Here is a 20,164-nt window from a genome sequence, read left to right as displayed (position 1 = left end):
AGGTCTAGCGCTTTATCATCAAGCGTCAATAGCTATAAAATATATAGCAAATGCCAAATCATTCCCCGTCGCCCATCCACCGTGCCGTGCCCGACACGCGGATGGAGCTGCCCGCCACCGGCCCCACCTCGGCGCGCAGGCGCGAGCGCATGCCCATGTCCTCGCCCTGCACCACATCGATGGCGCCGCCGTGGGGCCAGCCCAGGTCGCGCAGGTAGCCCGCCAGCGCGGCGGTGGCAGCGCCCGTGGCCGGGTCTTCGAGCACGCCGCCCGAGGCAAAGGCGTTGCGGGTGTGCAGCAGGCGGTTGGACTCCACACACACCAGCACGATGGTGACCAACCCGGCATTCACCATCAGCGTGCGGCCGGCGTCCAGCGCGTAGTGCATGGCCGCCAACGTCGCACGGCTGCGCAAGGCCAGCACCAGGTGGTTGGCGCCGCCATGGATGAGTGCAGGCGGGATGCGCGGGTCCAGATCGGCCGCGCTGAGGCCGAACAGGGACAGGGAATCGGCCAGCAGCGCCGCTGGCACGGGCCCGCTGTGCGTGGGCGGTGACTGCAGCGCCGCCTGCACCAGCTCGCCCTGTCGGCGGCCTTCGACCGTGATCTCGGCCTGGCTCAGTGACAGCACAAACACACCGTCGCCCTCGCGCTGCGCCAGCGCGGCTCCCAGGGCAATGGTGGCATGGCCACAAAAAGGCACCTCACTCTCGGGCGAAAAATAGCGCACACGCCAGCGGCCTTCGCCCAGCGGGGCGGCAAACGCGGTTTCAGAGAAGCCGACCTCGGCGGCAATGCGCTGCATGTCGGCAGGGGCGGGCAGCTCGTCACCGATCCACACACCGGCGGGGTTGCCGCCCTGTGTGCCGTCGGAAAACGCTGCGATTTTTTGAAGTGCCATGGTATTCAACATCCAGAACGACAGGACGAGCCAGGCAGTGGCTCAGAGCTTGGGAATCCGAATCCGGCTGATCATCAACGACCCGGATACCGCAAACAGCAGCACCAGCGGGTGCAGCGTGAAGCCGCCGATCAGCACCTTGCCAAACCACAGGCTCTCGCGCACGGCGCCCAGCCAGGCGGCCAGTGCCAGCAGGCCCACCAGCACGATGGAGGTGGGGATGGGCGTGCCTTCAAAATATTTGACCTTGCCGTCGTCACCCGACAGGGTTTCGGCCGTGACGTTGTAGCGCGCCAGACGCGACACGCCGCAGGCCACGAAGTAGGCGAGCACGATGCGGTCGTACAGGCCTTGCATGCCGCAGCCATAGGCAATGATGGCCGGGGCCACGCCAAACGAGATCACGTCGGCCAGCGAATCCAGCTCGCGGCCCATGGCCGAACTCTTCTGGCGCCAGCGGGCGATGCGGCCGTCCAGCACATCAAAGATCAGCGCGGCGAGCACCAGGGCGCAGGCGAAATACACGTGCACCACGTCGCCGGTTTCCAGGTAGGTCATCGACGAGAACAGCGCCCCCACGCCGCAGACCGCGTTGCCCAGCGTGAACCAGTCGGCCAGGTGGAATTCGCGGATCATGGAGAAACGCTTGGGATGTTGGGGTGTGTTCATGTCGAGGGCTCCGGTCGCGCCATGCAGGCGAGAACGTGGTTACGTTCTCAGGACGCCGCATTATGAGCGGCTGTGCACGGCGTTTTCTGTAGGCACACCGCCCGCTCGGCGGAGCGGCGATACCGGGCAGGGGTACCGCCCCGCAGCGCGTCCCGGCGGGGACGCCCGGCGATTGTCAGGAAGGCCGGGTAGCCCAACAATGCCTGATCCGTTCACTGCCGACCCCATGACCACCACCCCCGCAGCCCCCCGAACCACGTCAGCGCCGCCCCGCAACCCTCCGTTTGCCCCCACCGCCCCGGTGCGCAGCCTGCAGGACGTGCAGCGGCTCGAAGCCCGGCCGCTGGGTACGGCGCTGCCGGTACAAAGCACCTACGAAATCTTCTGCAACGCCGCCCATGCGTTTGGCGACAAGACGGCGCTGACCTTTCTGCCCACGGCCGACCCGGCGGACGAACCCATCCGCTGGTCGTACGCACAACTGCTCTGCGGCATCCACCAGACGGCCAACCTGCTGCACATGCTGGGCGTGGGTCCACAGGACGCCGTGGCCGTGCTGCTGCCCGGCTGCCTGGAATACCACCTGGCGCTGTGGGGGGGCGAGGCGGCGGGCATTGTGCAGCCGCTCAACCCCATGCTCACCGACGAGAAGATCGCAGCCATGATGACCCTGGCACACGCCAAGGTGCTGATCGCCTATGGCGCCGAAGGCGATGTGGGTTACTGGAGCAAGGCCCAGCGCCTGATGGGCATGGTGCCCACCCTGACGACACTGCTGCGCGTGGCGCCCCACGACGAAGCCCCCGGTGCTGCGGGCCCGCTGCCCGAGGGAGTGGTGGACCTGGCCGAGCGTTTGCAGCACCCCGGCGACCATCTGGTGAGCGGCCGCCACATCGTGGCCAGCGATATCGCCGCCTACTTCCACACCGGGGGCACCACGGGTGCGCCGAAGCTCGCGCGCCACAGCCACGGTGCACAGGTATTCACGGCGTGGGGCTGCGTGCAGATGCAGGGCATCACGCCCGGGGACGTGGGCATCAACGGCTACCCGCTGTTCCATGTGGCGGGGGTGTTGCCGGGCTCGCTGGCGGCGCTGTCGGCCGGGGTGGAAACCATCATCCCGACCACCGGACTGTTCCGCAACCGGCAGGTCATCGCCAACTACTGGCGGCTGGTGGAGCACTACCACTGCACCTACCTTTCTGCAGTGCCCACGGTGCTGGCGGCGCTGGCCAATGTGCCGCTGGAGGGGGCGGACATCTCCACGCTGCGCTACTGCCGCACGGGCGCGGCCATCCTCGCGCCCGAGCTGGCGGCACGGTTTGAGCGGCTGTTTGGCCTGCACATCCACGAAAGCCTGGGCATGACCGAAATGGCCGGCATCTCCACCATCACCCCGCCCGGCGTGCACGCGCCCGCGGGCTGCGTGGGCTGGCCGCTGCCGTACACGCAGTTGCGCATCGTGGCGCTGGATGCGCACGGCAATGCGTCTGATCAGGACATGCCGCCCGGTGAGCCCGGCATGGTGCTGTTCCAGTCGCCCAACCTGTTCTCGGGCTTTCTGGATGCAGCCGACACGGCCAAGGCCTTCACGCCCGATGGCTGGCTAGCGACGGGCGACCTGGGCTTTGTGGACGAGCAGGGCCGCCTGCACCTGAGCGGCCGCTCCAAGGACCTCATCATCCGCAGCGGCCACAACATCGACCCCAAGGTGATCGAGGACGCACTGGGTGCCCACCCCGCCGTGCAGCTTGCCGCCGCGGTGGGTGCGCCCGATGCCTATGCGGGCGAGCTGCCTGTGGCCTATGCGACGCTGGTGCCGGGCGCTGAGGCGACCGAGGCCGAGCTGCTGGCCTTCACCGCCGAGCGCGTGGACGAGGCCGTCGCCCGCCCGCGCTGGGTGCAGGTGCTGGGCACCATGCCGGTGACCAATGTCGGCAAGATCTACAAGCCCGATCTGCGCCAGCGCGCGGCCTGCCACACGGTGCAGGCGCTGGTCGATAGCGTGTGCGCCGAAGCCCTGGGCCAGCCCCGCCCCCAGGTGCAGCCCGAGGGCGACAGCGCCGTGCGCGTGACCGTCACGTCTGCCAGCGCGGCCCCCGCCGACACGGACGCGCTGCTCGCCCGCCTGCGCGAAGTGCTCGCGCCCCTGCCTCTCACCGTCACGGTGGCCAGCGGCCCGGCGCCCGAAATCGATCACCCACCCGCATAAGCCCGCGTGACAGACCCCTGCCGGCGCGCCACCATGCACGGCGGAGCCCGTTCGGTTTCTTTGCTTCTTACAACAACCACGACAGGAGACAGCGCATGCCCTTCCACCATCCGTTGATGAACCGCCGCCACTGGCTGGGCAATGCCGCGCTGGCCGCCGCTGCGGCCTGTGTCGGCACCGGCACAAGCACGGCCGTCTTTGCGCAGGCACCCGCCTACCCCAACAAGCCCATCAAGGTGATCGTGCCCTTTGCCGCAGGCGGCGCCACCGATGTGCTGGCGCGCGTGCTGGCCGAGAAGATGTCGGTGGGACTGGGCCAGCCCATGGTCATCGACAACAAGCCCGGTGCGGCCGGCATCATCGGCACCGACGCGGTGGCCAAGGCTGCGCCCGACGGCTACACGCTGTTGCTGGGCCTGAGCAATTCGATGCTCACCAACCAGTTCCTCTACACCAAGCTGCCCTACAGCCCCGAGCGCGACATCGCGCCCATCTACCAGATCGCCATTGCGCCGCTGGTGCTGGTGGCCCACCCCAGCGTACCCGCAGCCACGGGGCCCGAGCTGCTCAAGTACGTGGTGGCGAACAAGGGCAAGGTGTCCTATGGCTCGTATGGCACGGGCGCGTATCCGCACCTGGCCGGGGCCTACATGAGCCTCACGCAGAACGCCGACATGAGCCACGTGGCCTACCGGGGCGAGGCGCCCATGGTGCAGGACCTGCTGGGCGGCCAGATCCAGATCGCGTTTGCGAGCGCGCTGCAGGTCAAGGCGCACATCGACGCGGGCAAGCTCAAGGCCATCGGCGTGAGCGGCGAACACCGCATGGGCACCCTGCCCAACGTGCCCACGCTGGCCGAGCAGGGCCTGAACGACGAGGCCTACCGCGTGGCGGGCTGGCTGGCGTTCGGCGCACCGGCCGGCACGCCCGCGCCCATCCTGGAACGCATTGCCGCCGAAGTGCGCAAGGCCACGCAGTTGCCCGACGTGGCCCAGCGCATCGCGGCCATGGGGTTTGATGTGCAGAACAGCTCACCCGCGCTGTTTTCCGCCGCGATTGCCAAGGAGCGACCGGTGTGGGAGCGATTGATCAAGGCGTCCGGCGCGAAGCTGGATTGACGGATTGAGGGGCGGGGCAGCCTTCTATCGCCCCCATCGGTCATGGCGCCCCTGAACACTCCCTCTCCCCTCGCGGGAGAGGGAGTCACACCGAGGCGCCGCTGGTGCTTGGTTGGCTAGGGCCACATGGGTGGTATGACAACACACAAATCCAAGCCAAAATTGCCGCAACCGCCCATCCAACAAGCGCGAGCAGCTATGAATTTTGCAGTTTCTGAGCCCGCTCCGCCGCAAACGCCACATACCAATCCAGACACCCCGGGTTGGCCATCGCGTCCTTGTTGACCACCTTCTCGATGGGCTGGCCCAGCAGCAGTTTCTTGATCGGCAGCTCCTGCTTCTTGCCGCTCAACGTGCGCGGCACCTCGGCCACCACAAAGATGTCGTCGGGCACAAAACGGGGGCTCAGCGCCGTGCGCACCACACCGTTGATACGGCCGCGCAGGGCCTCGTCGAGCACGCTGCCGGGGCGCAGCACCACAAACAGTGGCATGTAGCTCTCGCGGCCCAGGTACTCCAGATCCACCACCAGGCTGTCGAGCACCTCGGGCAGGGATTCAACCGCGCTGTAGATCTCGCTCGTGCCCATGCGCAGGCCGTGGCGGTTGATCGTGGCATCGCTGCGACCGTAGATGACGCAGCCGCCGTTGGCACCGATCTTGAGCCAGTCCCCATGGCGCCAGACGGCGCCCATGCTGGCGGGGCCGTCGCCACCGCCGGGCAAGCGGCCGTGGCCTGCGGGGTACATGTCGAAATAGCTCGACAAGTAGCGGCTGCCGTCCTTGTCACCCCACAGGTACAGCGGCATCGACGGGATGGGCTGCGCACAGACCAGCTCACCCACGGCGTCCTGCACGGGGCGGCCCTCGGCGTCCCACGACTCCACGGCAGCGCCCAGCATGCGGCATTGCATCTCGCCAGCGACTTGTGGCATCTCGCGGTTGCCGCCTATGAAGGCGCCGCAAAAATCGGTGCCGCCCGAGATGTTGTTCCACCAGATGTCGGATGTGCCCAGCGCCTCGAACTGGGCAGTCCCCCACTCCTGCACCTCGGGCGACAGCGGCGAGCCGGTCGTGCCTAAAGCGCGGATGCGCGTCAAGTCGCCATAGTCCGCGAGCGTGATGCCCGCCTTCATGCAGTTGGCAAAGAATGCGGCACCCGCACCGAAAAAGGTCACGCCGGTGTCGACCGCAAAGCGCCACAGCACGCCCCAGTCGGGGTTCTCCTTGCTGCCGCCCGGGTTGCCGTCGTAGATCACGCAGGTGGTGCCCGACAGCAGGCCCGAGAGTTGCGCGTTCCACATCACCCAGCCCGTGGAGCTGTACCAGTGGTAGCGCTCGCCGAAGCTGTTGGGCGCGTAGCTGCAGCCGATGTCGTTGTGCAGCACCTTGAGCTGCAGTGCCACCAGCACCGTGCCGCCATGGCCGTGCACGATGGGCTTGGGCAGCCCCGTGGTGCCGCTGGAATAGACGATCCACAGCGGGTGGTCGAACGGTAGCCACATCGGTTCGAAGGCCGCAGTTTCAGTGTCATTTTGAGCTGTAGCGCTTTTCCAGCCTGCGCAATCAGCTATCAAAACAGAAGCATCAAGATTGCCCAGCACCACCACGTGCTGCACGCTGGGCAGGTCGGCGCGCAGTTCGGCCAGCACGCCCGTGCGGTCGTGGTCACGCCCGCCGTAGGTCACGCCATCCACGCTGATGAGCACCTTGGGCTCGATCTGCCGGAACCGGTCAAGCACCGCATGCGTCCCCATGTCAGGGGCGCAGATGCTCCACACGCCGCCAATGCTCACCGTGGCCAGGAAGGCGATCATCGCCTCGGGCACATTGGGCAGGTAGGCAGCCACGCGGTCGCCGGGCGACACGCCCTGGGCCTTGAGGTGCAGGGCCAGCGACGCGACCTGGCGGCGCAGCTCGGGCCAGCTCAACTCGCGGTGATGGCCTTTTTCGTTGCGGCTGATGATGGCGGGCAGGCCGGCGGCGTGGGCGGCGTCCACATGGCGCAGCGCCTGCCGCGCGTAGTTGACCTGGGCACCCGGAAACCACTGGGCGCCGGGCATGGTGTTCTTGCCCAGCACGGCGGTGTGGGGCGTGGGAGATTCGATCTCGAAGTAGTCCCACACGCTTTGCCAGAAGGCGTCCAGCTCGGTGGTGGACCAGCGCCACAGGGCGTCGTAGCTGTCGAACGCGAGCCCGCGCTCGTCGCGAAGCCAGTTCTGGTACAGCCGGATCTGGGGAATGAAAGGCGGGGTGGTTGGTGTTGTCTCCATGGCGACGCAGCGTACCAGTGCCACCGCCGCCCGGCCAGACGGGCCCGTCGCCCGCTTGACACGGGGCGCCGTGGTGCGGTCTTCGCCACCCCGGTCCTCGGTCTGACAAAAATGGAAACACGCTTTGCCCCCATCGCCGCCGTCAGCGCCCAGCCGCCCTCCGTGTGGGCGACTAGCTAGCAGAAACATCGCACCGGCACAAGATTTGCATTGCATCCCCTTTTGGCCGCATGGCTGTGTGCCATTGCCCGCCCCTACCGGCGGATACCTATCCAGACACATGAATCACAACAACAAGAACTTCGCGGTGCGGCGCCGCGTTCTCAAGGGCATGGCCGCCATGCCCCTGGCAGGCACGCTGGTGGCCTGTGGCGGCAACCCGGCCGACGCCACCAACGGGCCACCCACCAGTTCGGCGCCGATTGGGGGGGATGCACCTCCACCCGCGCCGACGCCCGGCACCACGCCGCCCTCTCCCGCAGCGCCGCCAGCCCCAACGGCCCCCCCTACCACCGCACCACCCTCTACACCACCCACCGCGCCCCCTCCACCTGCTTCGCCCCCTCCACCTGCTTCGCCCCCTCCACCTGCGCCCCCTCCTCCACCTGCTGCGCCACCCCCACCCGCCGCACCGCCGCCTCCTGCGGCGCCACCGCCACCGCCACCGCCACCAGCCCCCAGTGCCTTTGTGCACCCGGGCGGGCTGCATACGGATGCCGACTTTGCGCGCATGCGCGCCAAGATTGCCGAGAACGCTGCGCCTTGGGTGAGTGGCTGGAACGCGCTTCAGTTTTCGGGGCATTCCTCGCTGAACGGCGATATGTGGCCCCACCCGCTGGCCGTGGTGATCCGTGGCGGCGATGGGCAGAACTTCGGCACCATGATCAAGGACATGCAGCGGGCCTACCAGCTGGCGCTGCGCTGGAAGGTGTCCCAGGACAATGCCTATGCCGACCGTGCCGTGGCTTTCCTGGATGCGTGGTCGAGCACCATGACCACGCTCACCGGCAATGCGGACCGCTACCTCGCCGCTGGCATCTACGGCTACCAGTGGGCCAACACGGTGGAACTCCTGCGCAGCTACTCCGGCTGGTCGCCCGAAGGCCTGGCCCGGTTCCAGAAACTGCTGCTGGAAGTGTTTTACCCGCTGAGCCGCCGTTTCCTGGTGGAACACAACGGCGCCAACATCACCAACTACTGGGCCAACTGGGATCTGTGCAACATCAACGCCATCATGGCCATCGGCATCTGCTGTGACCGGCGCGACCTGTACAACGAGGCCATCGACTACTACAAGAGCGGCCGGGGCAATGGCGCGGCCGCGCACAACGTCTACGCCATCCACCCCGGGCACCTGGGGCAATGGCAGGAGAGTGGGCGCGACCAGGGGCATGCCACGCTCGGAATGTCGCTGTGCGGGGCGCTGTGCGAGATGGCCTGGTCGCAGGGCGACGATCTGTACGGCTACTGGAACAACCGGCTGCTCTCGGCCGCCGAATACGTGGCGGCCAGCAACCTGGCCGATGCGGGTGGCGTGTACCCGACGTTGCCGTTTTTCCGGTATGCCAACCGGCAGGGCGTCTTCACCGCCGTGTCAGCGGCCAGCCGTCCGAACCATCGCCCCTGCTGGGAAGTGCTGTACAACCATTACGTCAACCGCAAAGGACTCTCCGCGCCCTACGTGACCGCACTTGCGGCCAAGCTGCGGCCGGAGCCGCGCGGCACAGGGGATGACCCCGGCATGGGCACCCTGACCTTCTCGCTCCCGCCCATCGCCCAGGGCGCCGCGCCCAGCGGGCTCACGGCCTACCTCGTCAACGGCCAGGTACTGCTGTCGTGGTGGGGCAGCGCCTACGCCACGGCCTATGAGGTGCAGCGCGCACCCGCAGCGCCGGGCCCGTTCACCACACTCACCACCGTGGGCGAGGAACGCACCCATACCGACACACCCGGCGCCGGCACCTGGCACTACCGCATCGTGGCAGTCACCCCAACGGGGCGGCTCACGGGTGCCGAAGTGCGCAGCGTCGCCACCACGCCGCAGCTGAGGCTGCACCTGCCCTTGAACGAAGGCAACGGCACATCGGCCACCGACCAGAGCGGCAACGCGCTGCATGGCCGCCTGGTGGGCGGCACGTCGTGGGGCACGGGACGCACGGCGGGCAGCAGCGCCGTGGCCCTCGACGGCACCAGCGGCCACGTGGTCCTGCCCACGGGCATCATGAAAGACATGGCCGACTTCACGGTCGCAGTCTGGGTCTACCGGCAAAGCGCGAGCGCCGGGAACGCCCGCGTGTTTGACATCGGCTCCAGCGACATCGCCTACCTGGCCCTGCTCGCCAACACCAGCACGCTGCGCTTTGCCTCCACTGGCACCACCTATTTCGGCGAGGAAAACGTCACGTCCTCGGTGGCGCTGGGCACGGGCCGGTGGGTGCACCTGGCGGTGACCCGCCGGGGCAACACCGTGACCCTCTTTGTGGACGGGCAGGCCACCGGCACCCTGGCGGATGCGCCCTTTGCACCCCACCAGCTGGGCGCCACCACGCAGAACTGGCTGGGCCGCGCGCAGTACGGGTCCGACCCGTACTTTGCGGGCCGCATGCAGGATTTCCGCCTCTACAGCGGGGCGCTGACTTCCGTGCAGATCGCGGCCCTGGCCCAGTAGGGCGCCAGGAAACCACTGCGCGCCCGGCAGGTGTCCGGGCCAGCACAGCGGTGGGCCGGCGACACAGCCTGTCGCGGCTGCCGAACTGCAGTCCGCGCCCATCGCGCAGCCCGTTCTCGTACAGACAGATCTGGGGAACGAAGGGCGGGCGCAGGCCTGCGGCCGAAGCAATGCGGCCATGCAGGGAGGGGGTGCCTCCCTGCATGGCAACTTGGCAGCGCCCTGCGCAAAAAGCCATCGGTGTCAGTCATGTGCTTGACAGCTCAAGGCCTTTGCCGCACCGCTGCATGCACCCGAAAAATTACAAGGATTAACAAATTTAGGGGCGACCCTGATCACGTACGACGTCATACCACCACAAAATCCGCGTCCAGAGGGGGCTTCGCATACCCGCGGCAGCCGATAACAACGCCTGGAATAGAGCCCGGGCACCACACCCCACAGACCCGAAGGATCTGCGCTCGATGCTGCCCAACACACCCACCACACCTGCGCCCACGCACGCGCCTGGCGCCCAACAACGCGTGGCGAAAGCCCTCATGGCATGGACGCTGGCAGCCGGACTTGCCGCCTGCGGGGGCTCGCAAGACCCCGCAACATCCACGGATGCGGCGATACCTGCGGCTCCAGGGCCCGCTTCGGCCCCACCCCCCGCACCAGGACAAGGCCCAGCTCCAGCTCCAGCTCCAGCTCCAGCTCCAGCTCCAGCTCCAGCTCCAGCTCCGGTGGCCGACATCACGCCCCCCTCCACGCCCAGCGCCCTCACCGCCACCGTGGCAAGCTCCACCAGCGTGCAGCTGCAGTGGGCCGCCAGCACGGACAACGTCGCCGTGACCGGATACCGTGTCTATCGCAATGGCTCTCAGGTGGCCACCGCCACCACCAACCCGTTCACCGTCACGGGCCTTTCGCCCGCCACCAGTTACACCTTCCATGTGGCTGCCGTCGATGCGGCGGGAAACCAGTCAGGCTCCAGTGCCTCGGCCACCACCACCACGCCGGGCACCCAGGCCATCGTGGACTATGACTTTCCAAGGGGCGATACCCTCGCCGCCAAGAACGGGTGGGCTTTTGCCAGCACCAGCTGGAGCCTGACGCCCACTGCCGACGGCTCAGGCCTGGCGCTGCCGTTTACCTACGCAGGCGTGGTGCCCGGCAACTACGGCATGAGCGAAATGCGATTCACGATGCCGCCCCAGGACGAGTTCTGGCTGCGCGTGCGCTGGCACATACCAGCCAACTACGGGCACCGGCACGACACCGAGCTCCAAATCGCCAATGCAACCACCGCAGGCTGGCGGGTGGGAGACAAGGTGCGCGGCACCGATGGTGTCTCCGAAGGGGTGATCTCGCAGATAGGTGCCAGCAACGTGTTTCTGCGCTTCGCCGCCAAATCCGCATACAACGCCGTCTGGGCCGGCACGCTCACCAACACCACGCGCAACAGCGCGCTGACCAGCACGGGGCGCTCGCAATGGGCCGCCAACAACAAATTGCTGGCCATCTGGACCGACGGCTACTCGTCCACAGGTCTTGGTTCCACGATCGTCTGGCAGACCGACAGCGACTGGTACTTTTCGGGCGGCACCCACAGCATTGTTACGGTTGGCTATACCCGAGGCGGGAACACGGTGACCGGCAGCGTCGCCAACGGGGGGGCGCTGATCACGCCGGCCGACTACGGAAAGTACATGGACATCATCTTTCACGGCAAGTTCTCCACCACACCGGGGGCCAAAAACGGCGTGATCCGAACGTTCGCACGCAAGCAGGGTGAGGCGGCCTACACCATGCGCCACAACATAACAAACGCCGACATGGACAAGCGCAGCGACGTGGCGGCAAACCTGCGGCAGTGGCGCGCAGGCTACCTGATGGGCTGGGCCAACTCGGGCTTCGATGCGGCAACCACGTTCCACATCTCGAAGATCCAGGTCTTTGGCCAACAACCCGCAGACCTCATGGGGGTGTCGCCGTGACCCGCACCGCCAGCGAAATCAGCGCCCTCGAACAACCCCTCCACCCGCACCGCGCCATGCAACAACCCCTGCACGCCCCTTTGCCCCTCCAGGTATCGCCGATGTCTCCAAGCCCTTACAAACCATCTCGCCAGGCCCAACGCCTGGCCGCGATTTCTCTGATGTTGTGCGCTGTCGGCGCGGGGCTGGCCGCTTGCGGCGGTGGCTCGGAGGACACCGTGACCACTGCGAACCCAGCGCCCGCACCCTCTCCCGCGCAACCCACAACGCCGCCACCGGCGCCTTCGCCTTCGCCAGCACCCACGACACCTCCGACACCTGAACCACCAACTGCCCCACCTGTCTCGCCTCCACCGGCATCACCGCCGCCGCCTGCACCGCCGCCACCTGCACCGCCGCCGCCTGCACCGCCGCCACCTGCACCGCCGCCACCTGCACCACCGCCACCTGCACCACCGCCGCCTGCACCACCGCCCGCAGCTTCTGCCGTCCCCCTGAATGTCCGCATCCAGGGCCTGGGGCTAGGGGCAACGCTCAAGCTGGGGCACGGTTCAGCCACGCTGGATGCAACGCTGAACCAGCCTTACACCTTCACGCCCCAGGTGGCTGCCGGTGCGCCGCTGGACTTGCGTGTGCTGGCACAACCTGCGGGCCAGGCGTGTGCAGTGTCCAGCACGGCGCCCGCCACCGTACCGGCCGACGGCGCGCCGGTGTTTGTGCGTTGCCTGTACACCAGCGCAGCGCACCTGACCCTGCCCGAGACGCTGCCCAACGCAGCGCTGGCCGTCTCGTTTGGCATGCGTGACATCGCCTATCCGGGCATTGCGTACGAAAGCCGCCCGGGTGTCGTGGGCGGCATCTTTCCGTACGAGTACCGCATCAAGAGCTTTACCCTGGGGGGTGTGCCGCAAAGCACCACAGGGGTCTCGCTGGATTGGCGCCGGGGCACAGTGCGCTTCACCCCTGCGAGCGAAGGCACCTATGTGCTCACCCTGGAGATCAAGGACAGTGGCGCGGCCCAGAAAACACTGGAGCACAGTTTCACGATCCAGTCCGCTGCTTCGCGCTTTCTTTTCGTGGCCCCCACTGGCGTGGATGCTTCGGGGCGCGGCACTCTGGCTGCGCCCTACAAGACGCTGGCGTACGCGCTCGCCAATTCGCTCGTCAGCCAAGCCATCGTCTTGCGCAAGGGCTCGTACGTCCCCGGCGTGATCAGGATCCGCGATAACAAGTCCAAGCAATTCCTCGCCTACCCAGACGAGGTGGTGACCCTGGCTTTTGGTACCCAAAGCAACATCAGCGTCAACAGCGACCTGGCTCCCGCCGCTCGCATCGAAGGCTTCGACATCACGGGCGTGAGACAGTGGGGCATCGTGAGCGACCCCAGCAAGGCCGGGCTGGTGATCCGCCACGTGCGCTTTCTGGATGGCCAGGCTACCGACAACGGCGAGAACCCAGCGTTCATCCACGGCTGGGGCGACTCTGGCCCAGCATGGCGGCACAAGTTCCTGATCCAGGACAACGACTTCGGCACCTACTTGGGCAATGGCTACGCCACCACCCTGTTCGACGCGGGCCAATCGCTCATTGAAAACAACCAGCTGAATCTGGGCAAGGTGAACGGCGGCTTTCACGACAAGGACAACTCGCAGCACAACACCTACCGCGATAACTACATCGTGTTTTCGGACGCCAACCGCACTGCGATGGGCATACAGATTTCAGCACAGGACAACTCAGCCAACGTACACATCCACCACAACCTGATCATCAACGCCGGCATCCACCTGGGGGTGCAGTGCTTTCAAGCGACCTGCACCATGCGCGATCACGATGTGCACCACAACACCATTTTCAAGCAGCGCATCGGCATGAACTGGGGGCCGTTCAACCCCTCAAGCTCTGGCACACGCATCAGCCACAACATCATCAGCAACGGCAGCTTGAGCCCCTACGGCGGCCTCTCTTGTCAGGGCCGTCCAGCGGGTCTGGCCAGCCAGCTCTCCGTGGCGGCCAACCTCATCGAGAGTACGAGCGCGCTGGCTTTCAAGGACAGTGAGTGCACCGGCAACGACATGGGCTGGAATGTATGGCAAGCCACATATGGCTTCGATACGGCTGCCTCAGGAAGCACCCGCGGGGCCACGAGCGAGCTCACCGGCAGCGGGCCCACCACCGGCTTGCCCACGGGCGACGCGCGGCGCACGCGCCGGGGGCACCAGTACCCGTAACCCAGCAAGCTCGCTAGCGCCAGGGCCGGCACTCCCTGCTGCCCCCGCACGGTGGCCTTTGCAGTCTGGAGCCCTCCTGCAACCGCCCCCCGCTACCGCTCAGGGGCGTTCTGCGGCATCGACACCATCCATAACCCGTCTGGCGATGGTGATTTTCATATTTCGCACAGTTGTGCTAAATTTCGCACCATGGATGCCAAGACCCAGAAATCAGAACTCACCCGCGCCGCCATTGTGGGCGCGGCGCTGGACCTGGCTGCGGCCGAAGGGCTGGAGTCGATCACGCTGCAGGCCGTGGCCGACCGCGTGGGGCTGTCCAAGAGCGGCGTGTTCTCACGCGCCGGCTCGCGCGAGGCGCTGCAGAAGGCCGTGATCGAGGAGTTCGGGCGCCGCTTTCTGGCGGATGTGTTTGTGCCTGCCATGCAGCACCCCAAGGGCCTGCCACGCCTCAACGAGATCGTGCGCCGCTGGATTGCACGCACGCGCGATGTGGAGGCGTTCACCGGCTGCATCTACACCGCGGGCGCTTTCGAGCTGGACGACCGCGAAGGCGAGCTGCGCGACCTGCTGCACTCCGAGATCACCCGCTGGCGCGCGGCACTGCGCCGCACTGTGCTGCAGGCCATCGAGGCCGGGCACCTGCCCGCCGACACCCCGCAGGAACAGCTGGTGGGCGAGATCTATTCCATGATCATGGGCTTGCTGCACGACGTCCGCTTCCTGCGCGATCCGCAGGCAGTGCCACGCACCGAGGCGTCCTGGGCGCGCCTCGTCAAGAGTTATCAGACCGCCTGATCCTCCCGCTCTCCGTGTTATTGCGCGATGGATACCTCTTGTTCTTCTTTGCCCCAATTTCGCACAACCGTGCGAAGAAAGGAAACACCATGCTGAGCTTCTTCATCTTCCTGGGCATGGCGGCCATCGTGGCCGCAGCGGGCGCCGTCCATGCGGTGCGCCAGACACTCGCCAGCCTCCCACGCAGCAACCGGGACTGGATCTTCTACTGACCTTTCACCACGCGCCGACCCACCGCCAGACAGGTGCCAACCCCAACCCTTCAGGAGTCCCACCATGAACCCCTCGACTGCCCTGCAAGCCACGTCCAACTTCTACGGCGGGCATCCGGCCCTGCGGCTGCTGCGCCTGGCGCTGGGTGCCACCGAGCGCCTGTGGCCCGCGCTGGCCGTGCGCGCGGCCTACCGCCTGTTTGGTACGCCGCTGCCCTTGCGCAAACCCGGCCACCAGGCGGCACCGGCCAGCGGCTGGCGCACCGAACGTTGGCCGTTCGAAGACGCAGAGATCACGCTGTACACCCCCAGCGCCCAGCCCCATGGTCCGGCGGTGTTGCTGCTGCACGGCTGGGGCGGGCATGCGCGCCAGATGCTGCCGCTGGCCGACGCACTGGCCGCGCGGGGCTTGCGCCCCGTGCTCGTGGACCTGCCCGCGCACGGCGGCAGCCGGGGCCGTGTGAGCAACCTGCCGCAGTTTGCGCGCGCCATTGAATACACCACCGCGCGCCTGCATGCGCAGGACTCGGCGCCCCGCGCCGTGGTGGCCCATTCGCTGGCCGCCAATGCGGCCGCCCACGCAGCCAGCCGGGGCTTGGCCACCGGGCGGCTGGTGCTGCTGGCGCCGCCCGCATCGCCCCACGAATACACACGCCTGTTTGCGCAGGTGTTCGGCCTGTCCGAGCGCACGCGTGCCGCCATGCAGCGGCGCATCGAGGCCCGCGAAGGCATCCTGATGCGCCAGTTCGAGCCCCCGGCCGTGGGCCCACGCATCACCCTGCCCACCCTGGTCGTGCACGACCGGGGCGACCGCATCAACCGCTTTGCCGACGGCGAGGCCTACCGCGACCACATCCCGGGCGCCACGCTGCTCGCCACCGAGGGGCTGGGGCACCGCAAGATCCTGCAGCAGCCCGATGTGCTGCAGTCGGTGGTGGACTTCGTAGCGAGCCAGGGGGCTGTCAGCCCAGACCGCTGAGCGCTTGTGCCAGATCCGCGCGCAGGTCAGCGGCGTCTTCCAGCCCCACATGCAGGCGGACCAGGCGGCCCGCGTCGGGCAGCGTGGCCAGGTGGCGCAGGTCGTAGGGCACGGCGGGCAACACCAGGCTTTCGTACCCGCCCCAGCTCGTGCCCAGGCTGAAGAGCGCAAGCGCGTCGATGAACGCCGCAAATGCGGCTTCGCTGCACGGCGCCAGCTCGAAGGTGAACGGCCCCGCAGCGCCCGAAAACTGAGCGCGCCAGAGCGCGTGGCCCGGGTCGGAGGGGAGTGCCGGGAACAGCACGCGCCGGACCTGCGGCTGCTGTTGCAGCCATTGGGCCGTCGCCAAGGCGGTCTGCTGGTGCCGTTCGAGCCGCACTGCCAGGGTGCGCAGGCCGCGCAGCGCCAGCCAGCACACATCGGGCGCCGCGTGGGCACCGCTGCGGTCACAAAAGCGCCGGGTGCTGGCCAGGTCTGCGTGCGACCCCGTGATAAGCCCCAGCATGAGGTCGGAATGCCCGTTGATGTATTTGGTGGCCGAATGGATGGCAATGTGCACGCCCAGGGCGTGGGCATCCAGGAACACCGGCGTGCCCCAGGTGGCGTCCACCGCCACCGGGATGTGGCGCTGGCGCGCCGCCGCGCACACGGCGCGCGCGTCCAGCATCTCCATGGTCAGCGACGCGGGGGTCTCGATGTAGACCAGGCTGGTGTTGTCCCGCAGGTAGGGCGTGATGTCGGCGCCTTCCGGAAAGTACTCGACGGTGGTGCCCTGCGGCACCAGCTCCTGGTCGCAGAAGATGCGCGTGGGCCCGTAGACGCCCTGGTTCAGCAGCAGGTGGCGGCCCGGCCCGGCATGGGCGCTCAGCACGGCCACGATGGCCGCCAGCCCGCTGGCCGTGGCCAGGCAGGTTTCTGCGCCCGACAACGCGGCCATGCAGCGCTGCAGCTCAAACGTGGTGGAGGTGCCCGAGCGGCCGTAGCGCGGCGAGTCGAACACGGTCTGGTGGTGCGCGTGTTTGTAGGCGGCCAGGGTGTCGAACACGACGGTCGAGGCCCGCACCAGCGGCGGGTTGATGGCCTGGACGGCGTGGGCCGTCTCGCGGCCGGCATGGACAAGGAAGGTGGTGGTGTGCATGGGCTGGGGGCGCTTTTTGGGGAGGTGTGGCGAGAAGGTGGTTTCATAATAGGACGGCATGTCAGCACCAGAACGCCAACAAACATCGCCAGAACGCCAAGACGCCGGCCTGTGGGCCACGCTGGCCAAAACGCACGCGGCGGGCACACGGTTGCCCGTGCACCAGCACCGCAGCGGCCAGCTGGTGTTTGCCACGCGGGGCGTGATGCTGGTGGAGACACCCCACGCGCGCTGGACCGTGCCGCCGCAGCGCGCGCTGTGGGTACCCCCGCACCACCCCCATGCGATCGAAGTGCTCTCTGCCACCGACCTGCGCACGGTGTACTGCCAGCCGGCGCTGGTGGCGCAGTGCGCATCGTTTGCGCGCCGGGACGAGGTGCACGCCGTGGTCGCGTCGCCGCTGATCCAGCAGCTGGTGTTGGGGCTCTTCAACGGCGGGTTCGACCACCCCACGCGGCAGCTGATGGTGTCCCTGCTGCTGCACACGCTGCAGCACACGCCCTGCCTGCCCACCCACCTGCCGATGCCTGCCAGCGAAGGGTTGCGGCGCGCGCTCGCGCTGTTGCTGCAGGCCCACCAGTGGCAGCTCCCGCTGCACGAACTCGCGGCCGAGGCCGCCATGTCCGACCGCACGTTCACCCGGCGCTTCACGGCGGAGGCGGGTCTGAGCTTTCGCGCCTGGCGCCAGCGTGCGCGCATCATTGCCTCGCTCGACCTGCTGGCCTCGGGCCGGCCGGTCAAGGCCATCGCGCACGCCCTGCAGTTCGAGAGCCCTGCCGCGTACATCGCCTCGTTCCGCGCGCTACTGGGCTGCACACCGAACACCTTCCGCCAGGGGCAGCACGACAACACGGCTGTGGCAGACGCGCACCCGTAGCCATGGCACGGGCGGGCCCCGCCATGGGGGCGGCCGGGAGCCGGGGCCTCCTCTATCATTCGCAGTCCGCAGCCCCGACGCTGCCAGCCCCCTCTCGACCCCCAGATTCTTCCGATGCATCTCCTCATGTCCGCCTGGCCTGCCCTGGCCCTGCTGCTGCCCGCCCTGGTGCTGGTGTCGGCCATCTACTTCCTGGCCAAGGGCGACCGCAGGGCGTTTGCGCAACTGCTGGCCCTGCTGGCCTGCCTGGTCATCGGCGCGTTGCTGATGGAGTTCTTCATCTTCATGGCGGCGCGCATGGCGCGCTCGGGCAGCGCGGCGGCCATGCCGGTGCTGGGCACGGGCACACGCCAGCTGCTGGAGACCATGGCCAACCCGCGCTCCATCGCCGCACCTCCGCTGTCGCTGGCCGCGGTGGCGGCCTACAGCGTGCTGGCGGCGTACCTGTGGGTGCTGGTCACCTGGGGGCTGCACCTGCGCGGCAAACCGGCGGGTGGCGCCAGGAAGAAGCCCGCCAAGGGCGCGCGCAAGCCAGCACGCTCGTAGAGCGCCATACTTTTCGGTTTTTTTAGGCCCTGGCGCTTATCCCACATCATTTTTTGCTATTCAATTAATAGCATTCAGGCATGGTGCCTTGATACAGGGCAAATCGCCGCGCCGGGTGCCCGCCCACAATGGCAGGCCCCACCCCACCGTTGCAGGGTGGGTGCCGGGCGGTTTCGCCCGGTCTTCCTGCCATGACCTCCTCCTCACACAGCGACGTCCTCATCGTCGGCGCGGGCCCTGCGGGCCTGTCGCTGGCCATTTGCCTGGCGCAGGCCGGGTTCACCGCCACCGTTGTCGAACAGCAGCCCGAGGCCGCGCTGGCCCACCCCGCGCCCGATGGCCGGGAGATCGCCCTCACCCACCCCAGCGTGGCCACGCTGCAGCGGCTGGGCACCTGGGCGGGCCTGGCAACGCACGAGGTGGGCACCATCCGCGAAGCGCAGGTGCACGACGGCCCGCTGGGCCAGCGCAGCGCCCTGCAGTTGGGCACGCAAGGCACGGGGCTCCCGGCCCTGGGCTTCATCGTGCCCAACCACGCACTGCGCCGCACGGCCTATGCCGTGGCGGCACGCACCCCGGGTGTGCGCATCGTGACCGGCGCCCAGGTGGTGCGCGTGGCCACGCAGTCCACCCACGCCGAGCTGGAGTACCTGCCACATGCGCCCGCCGGTGGCCCTGCGGCACCGCCGCAGCGTCTGCAGGCCCCACTGCTGGTGGCGGCGGACAGCCGCTTCTCGGCCACGCGGCGGCAGTTGGGCATTGGCGCACGCATGACGGACTTTGGCCGCACCGTGATCGTCTGCCGCATGCGCCATGCCCAGCCGCACGGTGACGTGGCGCACGAGTGTTTTGGCTACGAACGCACGCTGGCGGTGCTGCCCTTGCCGGATGACCCCCAAGAGGGGCATGCGCTGTGCTCGGTGGTGGTCACGGCAGGCACCGCCGATGCAGCAGCGCTGATGGCCCAGAGCCCGCAGGCCTTCGCCGCCACGGTGCAGGCCCAGCTGGGCGACCGCCTGGGGCCTTTGCAGCTGGAAGGCGAGCGCCACGCGTACCCGCTGGTGGCCGTGTATGCGCAGCGCTTTGCAGACCACCGCTGCGCGTTGCTGGGCGATGCCGCCGTGGGCATGCACCCTGTGACGGCGCATGGCTACAACCTGGGTCTGGCCGGTGTGGAGCGCCTGACAGCCGCCGTGGTGGCAGCCCGCAGCCAGGGCCACGACATCGGCAATACTGAAACCCTGGCCACCTATGCGCGGGCGCACCACCGCCACGCCTGGCCGATGTATGAAGGCACCAACGCCATCGTGCGGCTGTACACCGACACGCGCCCCGTGCCGCGCCTGCTGCGGCAGCTGGTGCTGCAAGGCGCGCGGCGGCTGCCGCCGCTGCAGGCCGCCATCGTGGGGCAGCTCACGGGCCAGGCGCCACGATGGATGCGAGCGCTGGTGCCCAGGCAGTAGCACAAGCTTTGCAAACGGCGCGCCCAGCGCCAGCGCCACTGTGGAACTGGCTTTGCCCGCCCACCGGTGGCGTCCCCCTCAGGGGCTGAGATGCCACGGCTCCA

General features: G+C 67.9%; 15 protein-coding genes. 11 read left to right on the top strand and 4 right to left on the bottom strand.

All coding sequences use genetic code 11. From position 1 onward, the window contains the following. Positions 1 to 58 precede the first annotated feature (58 nt). Positions 59 to 901, bottom strand: coding sequence for a PhzF family phenazine biosynthesis protein (locus ARADN35_RS0119790; RefSeq protein WP_010465244.1), 843 nt, complete (start codon positions 899 to 901; stop codon positions 59 to 61). Between the two features lie 42 nt (positions 902 to 943). Beyond that, positions 944 to 1,570 (bottom strand): CDP-diacylglycerol--serine O-phosphatidyltransferase, encoded by a 627-nt coding sequence (pssA, locus tag ARADN35_RS0119785; RefSeq protein ID WP_010465242.1) that lies wholly within the window; start codon positions 1,568 to 1,570, stop codon positions 944 to 946. Positions 1,571 to 1,796: 226 nt separating this feature from the next. Between pssA and ARADN35_RS0119780 the strand changes: the two genes are divergently transcribed. Continuing rightward, positions 1,797 to 3,782, top strand: coding sequence for an acyl-CoA synthetase (locus ARADN35_RS0119780; RefSeq protein WP_035197578.1), 1,986 nt, complete (start codon positions 1,797 to 1,799; stop codon positions 3,780 to 3,782). A 95-nt stretch (positions 3,783 to 3,877) separates the two neighbouring features. After that, on the top strand, positions 3,878 to 4,900 hold the full coding sequence (locus ARADN35_RS0119775; RefSeq protein ID WP_010465237.1) for a Bug family tripartite tricarboxylate transporter substrate binding protein: 1,023 nt from the start codon (positions 3,878 to 3,880) through the stop codon (positions 4,898 to 4,900). A 196-nt stretch (positions 4,901 to 5,096) separates the two neighbouring features. Here ARADN35_RS0119775 and ARADN35_RS0119770 read toward each other — a convergent pair whose 3' ends face one another. After that, positions 5,097 to 7,172: an acetoacetate--CoA ligase gene (locus tag ARADN35_RS0119770; RefSeq protein WP_029414218.1), complete on the bottom strand. Its 2,076-nt coding sequence runs from the start codon at positions 7,170 to 7,172 to the stop codon at positions 5,097 to 5,099. Between the two features lie 280 nt (positions 7,173 to 7,452). Between ARADN35_RS0119770 and ARADN35_RS26615 the strand changes: the two genes are divergently transcribed. The 6 genes from ARADN35_RS26615 (at position 7,453) to ARADN35_RS0119735 (ending at position 16,036) form a co-directional block, all read left to right on the top strand. Further along, positions 7,453 to 9,840, top strand: a complete 2,388-nt coding sequence (locus ARADN35_RS26615; RefSeq protein WP_208856828.1) for a LamG-like jellyroll fold domain-containing protein — start codon at positions 7,453 to 7,455, stop codon at positions 9,838 to 9,840. Between the two features lie 725 nt (positions 9,841 to 10,565). Next, positions 10,566 to 11,819 carry a fibronectin type III domain-containing protein gene (locus tag ARADN35_RS0119760; RefSeq protein ID WP_010465229.1) on the top strand — a complete coding sequence of 418 codons (1,254 nt, stop codon included), beginning with the start codon at positions 10,566 to 10,568 and terminating at the stop codon, positions 11,817 to 11,819. Positions 11,820 to 12,037: 218 nt separating this feature from the next. Next, entirely contained in the window at positions 12,038 to 14,050 is a 2,013-nt protein-coding gene (locus tag ARADN35_RS28400) for a right-handed parallel beta-helix repeat-containing protein (RefSeq protein ID WP_159103202.1), read from the top strand. A 189-nt stretch (positions 14,051 to 14,239) separates the two neighbouring features. After that, positions 14,240 to 14,845: a TetR/AcrR family transcriptional regulator gene (locus ARADN35_RS0119745; RefSeq protein ID WP_010465224.1), complete on the top strand. Its 606-nt coding sequence runs from the start codon at positions 14,240 to 14,242 to the stop codon at positions 14,843 to 14,845. Between the two features lie 89 nt (positions 14,846 to 14,934). Continuing rightward, on the top strand, positions 14,935 to 15,057 hold the full coding sequence (locus ARADN35_RS28710) for a hypothetical protein (RefSeq protein WP_258070063.1): 123 nt from the start codon (positions 14,935 to 14,937) through the stop codon (positions 15,055 to 15,057). Between the two features lie 64 nt (positions 15,058 to 15,121). Further along, the gene (locus ARADN35_RS0119735; protein WP_010465222.1) at positions 15,122 to 16,036 is read left to right on the top strand and encodes an alpha/beta fold hydrolase; all 915 of its coding nucleotides are present in this window, start codon (positions 15,122 to 15,124) and stop codon (positions 16,034 to 16,036) included. Here the strand turns inward: ARADN35_RS0119735 and ARADN35_RS0119730 are convergent. Next, positions 16,020 to 17,174 carry a trans-sulfuration enzyme family protein gene (locus tag ARADN35_RS0119730; protein ID WP_029414217.1) on the bottom strand — a complete coding sequence of 385 codons (1,155 nt, stop codon included), beginning with the start codon at positions 17,172 to 17,174 and terminating at the stop codon, positions 16,020 to 16,022. The genes ARADN35_RS0119735 and ARADN35_RS0119730 overlap by 17 nt on opposite strands. 58 nt (positions 17,175 to 17,232) lie before the next feature. Between ARADN35_RS0119730 and ARADN35_RS0119725 the strand changes: the two genes are divergently transcribed. The 3 genes from ARADN35_RS0119725 (at position 17,233) to ubiM (ending at position 20,060) form a co-directional block, all read left to right on the top strand. Beyond that, complete coding sequence (locus tag ARADN35_RS0119725; protein WP_010465220.1) at positions 17,233 to 18,051, top strand: AraC family transcriptional regulator; 819 nt, start codon at positions 17,233 to 17,235, stop codon at positions 18,049 to 18,051. 126 nt (positions 18,052 to 18,177) lie between these two features. Beyond that, complete coding sequence (locus tag ARADN35_RS0119720) at positions 18,178 to 18,597, top strand: hypothetical protein (RefSeq protein WP_010465219.1); 420 nt, start codon at positions 18,178 to 18,180, stop codon at positions 18,595 to 18,597. 191 nt (positions 18,598 to 18,788) lie between these two features. Beyond that, positions 18,789 to 20,060, top strand: coding sequence for a 5-demethoxyubiquinol-8 5-hydroxylase UbiM (gene ubiM / locus ARADN35_RS0119715; protein ID WP_010465217.1), 1,272 nt, complete (start codon positions 18,789 to 18,791; stop codon positions 20,058 to 20,060). The last annotated feature ends 104 nt before the right edge of the window (positions 20,061 to 20,164 follow it).

Origin of the sequence: Acidovorax radicis N35 (genome assembly GCF_000204195.1) — a bacterium.
In the GTDB taxonomy this organism is placed as follows: Bacteria; Pseudomonadota; Gammaproteobacteria; order Burkholderiales; family Burkholderiaceae_C; genus Acidovorax; species Acidovorax radicis.
This window is presented reverse-complemented; position numbering and strand designations above follow the sequence as displayed.

Excerpts from the sequence above, each read along its gene's own strand:
- ARADN35_RS26615 (WP_208856828.1), top strand. The coding sequence starts at position 7,453 with ATGAATCACAACAACAAGAACTTCGCGGTGCGGCGCCGCGTTCTCAAG.
- pssA (WP_010465242.1), bottom strand. The coding sequence starts at position 1,570 with ATGAACACACCCCAACATCCCAAGCGTTTCTCCATGATCCGCGAATTC.
- ubiM (WP_010465217.1), top strand. The coding sequence starts at position 18,789 with ATGACCTCCTCCTCACACAGCGACGTCCTCATCGTCGGCGCGGGCCCT.
- ARADN35_RS0119790 (WP_010465244.1), bottom strand. The coding sequence starts at position 901 with ATGGCACTTCAAAAAATCGCAGCGTTTTCCGACGGCACACAGGGCGGC.
- ARADN35_RS0119780 (WP_035197578.1), top strand. The coding sequence starts at position 1,797 with ATGACCACCACCCCCGCAGCCCCCCGAACCACGTCAGCGCCGCCCCGC.
- ARADN35_RS0119735 (WP_010465222.1), top strand. The coding sequence starts at position 15,122 with ATGAACCCCTCGACTGCCCTGCAAGCCACGTCCAACTTCTACGGCGGG.
- ARADN35_RS0119725 (WP_010465220.1), top strand. The coding sequence starts at position 17,233 with ATGTCAGCACCAGAACGCCAACAAACATCGCCAGAACGCCAAGACGCC.
- ARADN35_RS0119775 (WP_010465237.1), top strand. The coding sequence starts at position 3,878 with ATGCCCTTCCACCATCCGTTGATGAACCGCCGCCACTGGCTGGGCAAT.
- ARADN35_RS0119745 (WP_010465224.1), top strand. The coding sequence starts at position 14,240 with ATGGATGCCAAGACCCAGAAATCAGAACTCACCCGCGCCGCCATTGTG.
- ARADN35_RS0119730 (WP_029414217.1), bottom strand. The coding sequence starts at position 17,174 with ATGCACACCACCACCTTCCTTGTCCATGCCGGCCGCGAGACGGCCCAC.
- ARADN35_RS28710 (WP_258070063.1), top strand. The coding sequence starts at position 14,935 with ATGCTGAGCTTCTTCATCTTCCTGGGCATGGCGGCCATCGTGGCCGCA.
- ARADN35_RS0119720 (WP_010465219.1), top strand. The coding sequence starts at position 18,178 with ATGTCCGCCTGGCCTGCCCTGGCCCTGCTGCTGCCCGCCCTGGTGCTG.
- ARADN35_RS0119770 (WP_029414218.1), bottom strand. The coding sequence starts at position 7,172 with ATGGAGACAACACCAACCACCCCGCCTTTCATTCCCCAGATCCGGCTG.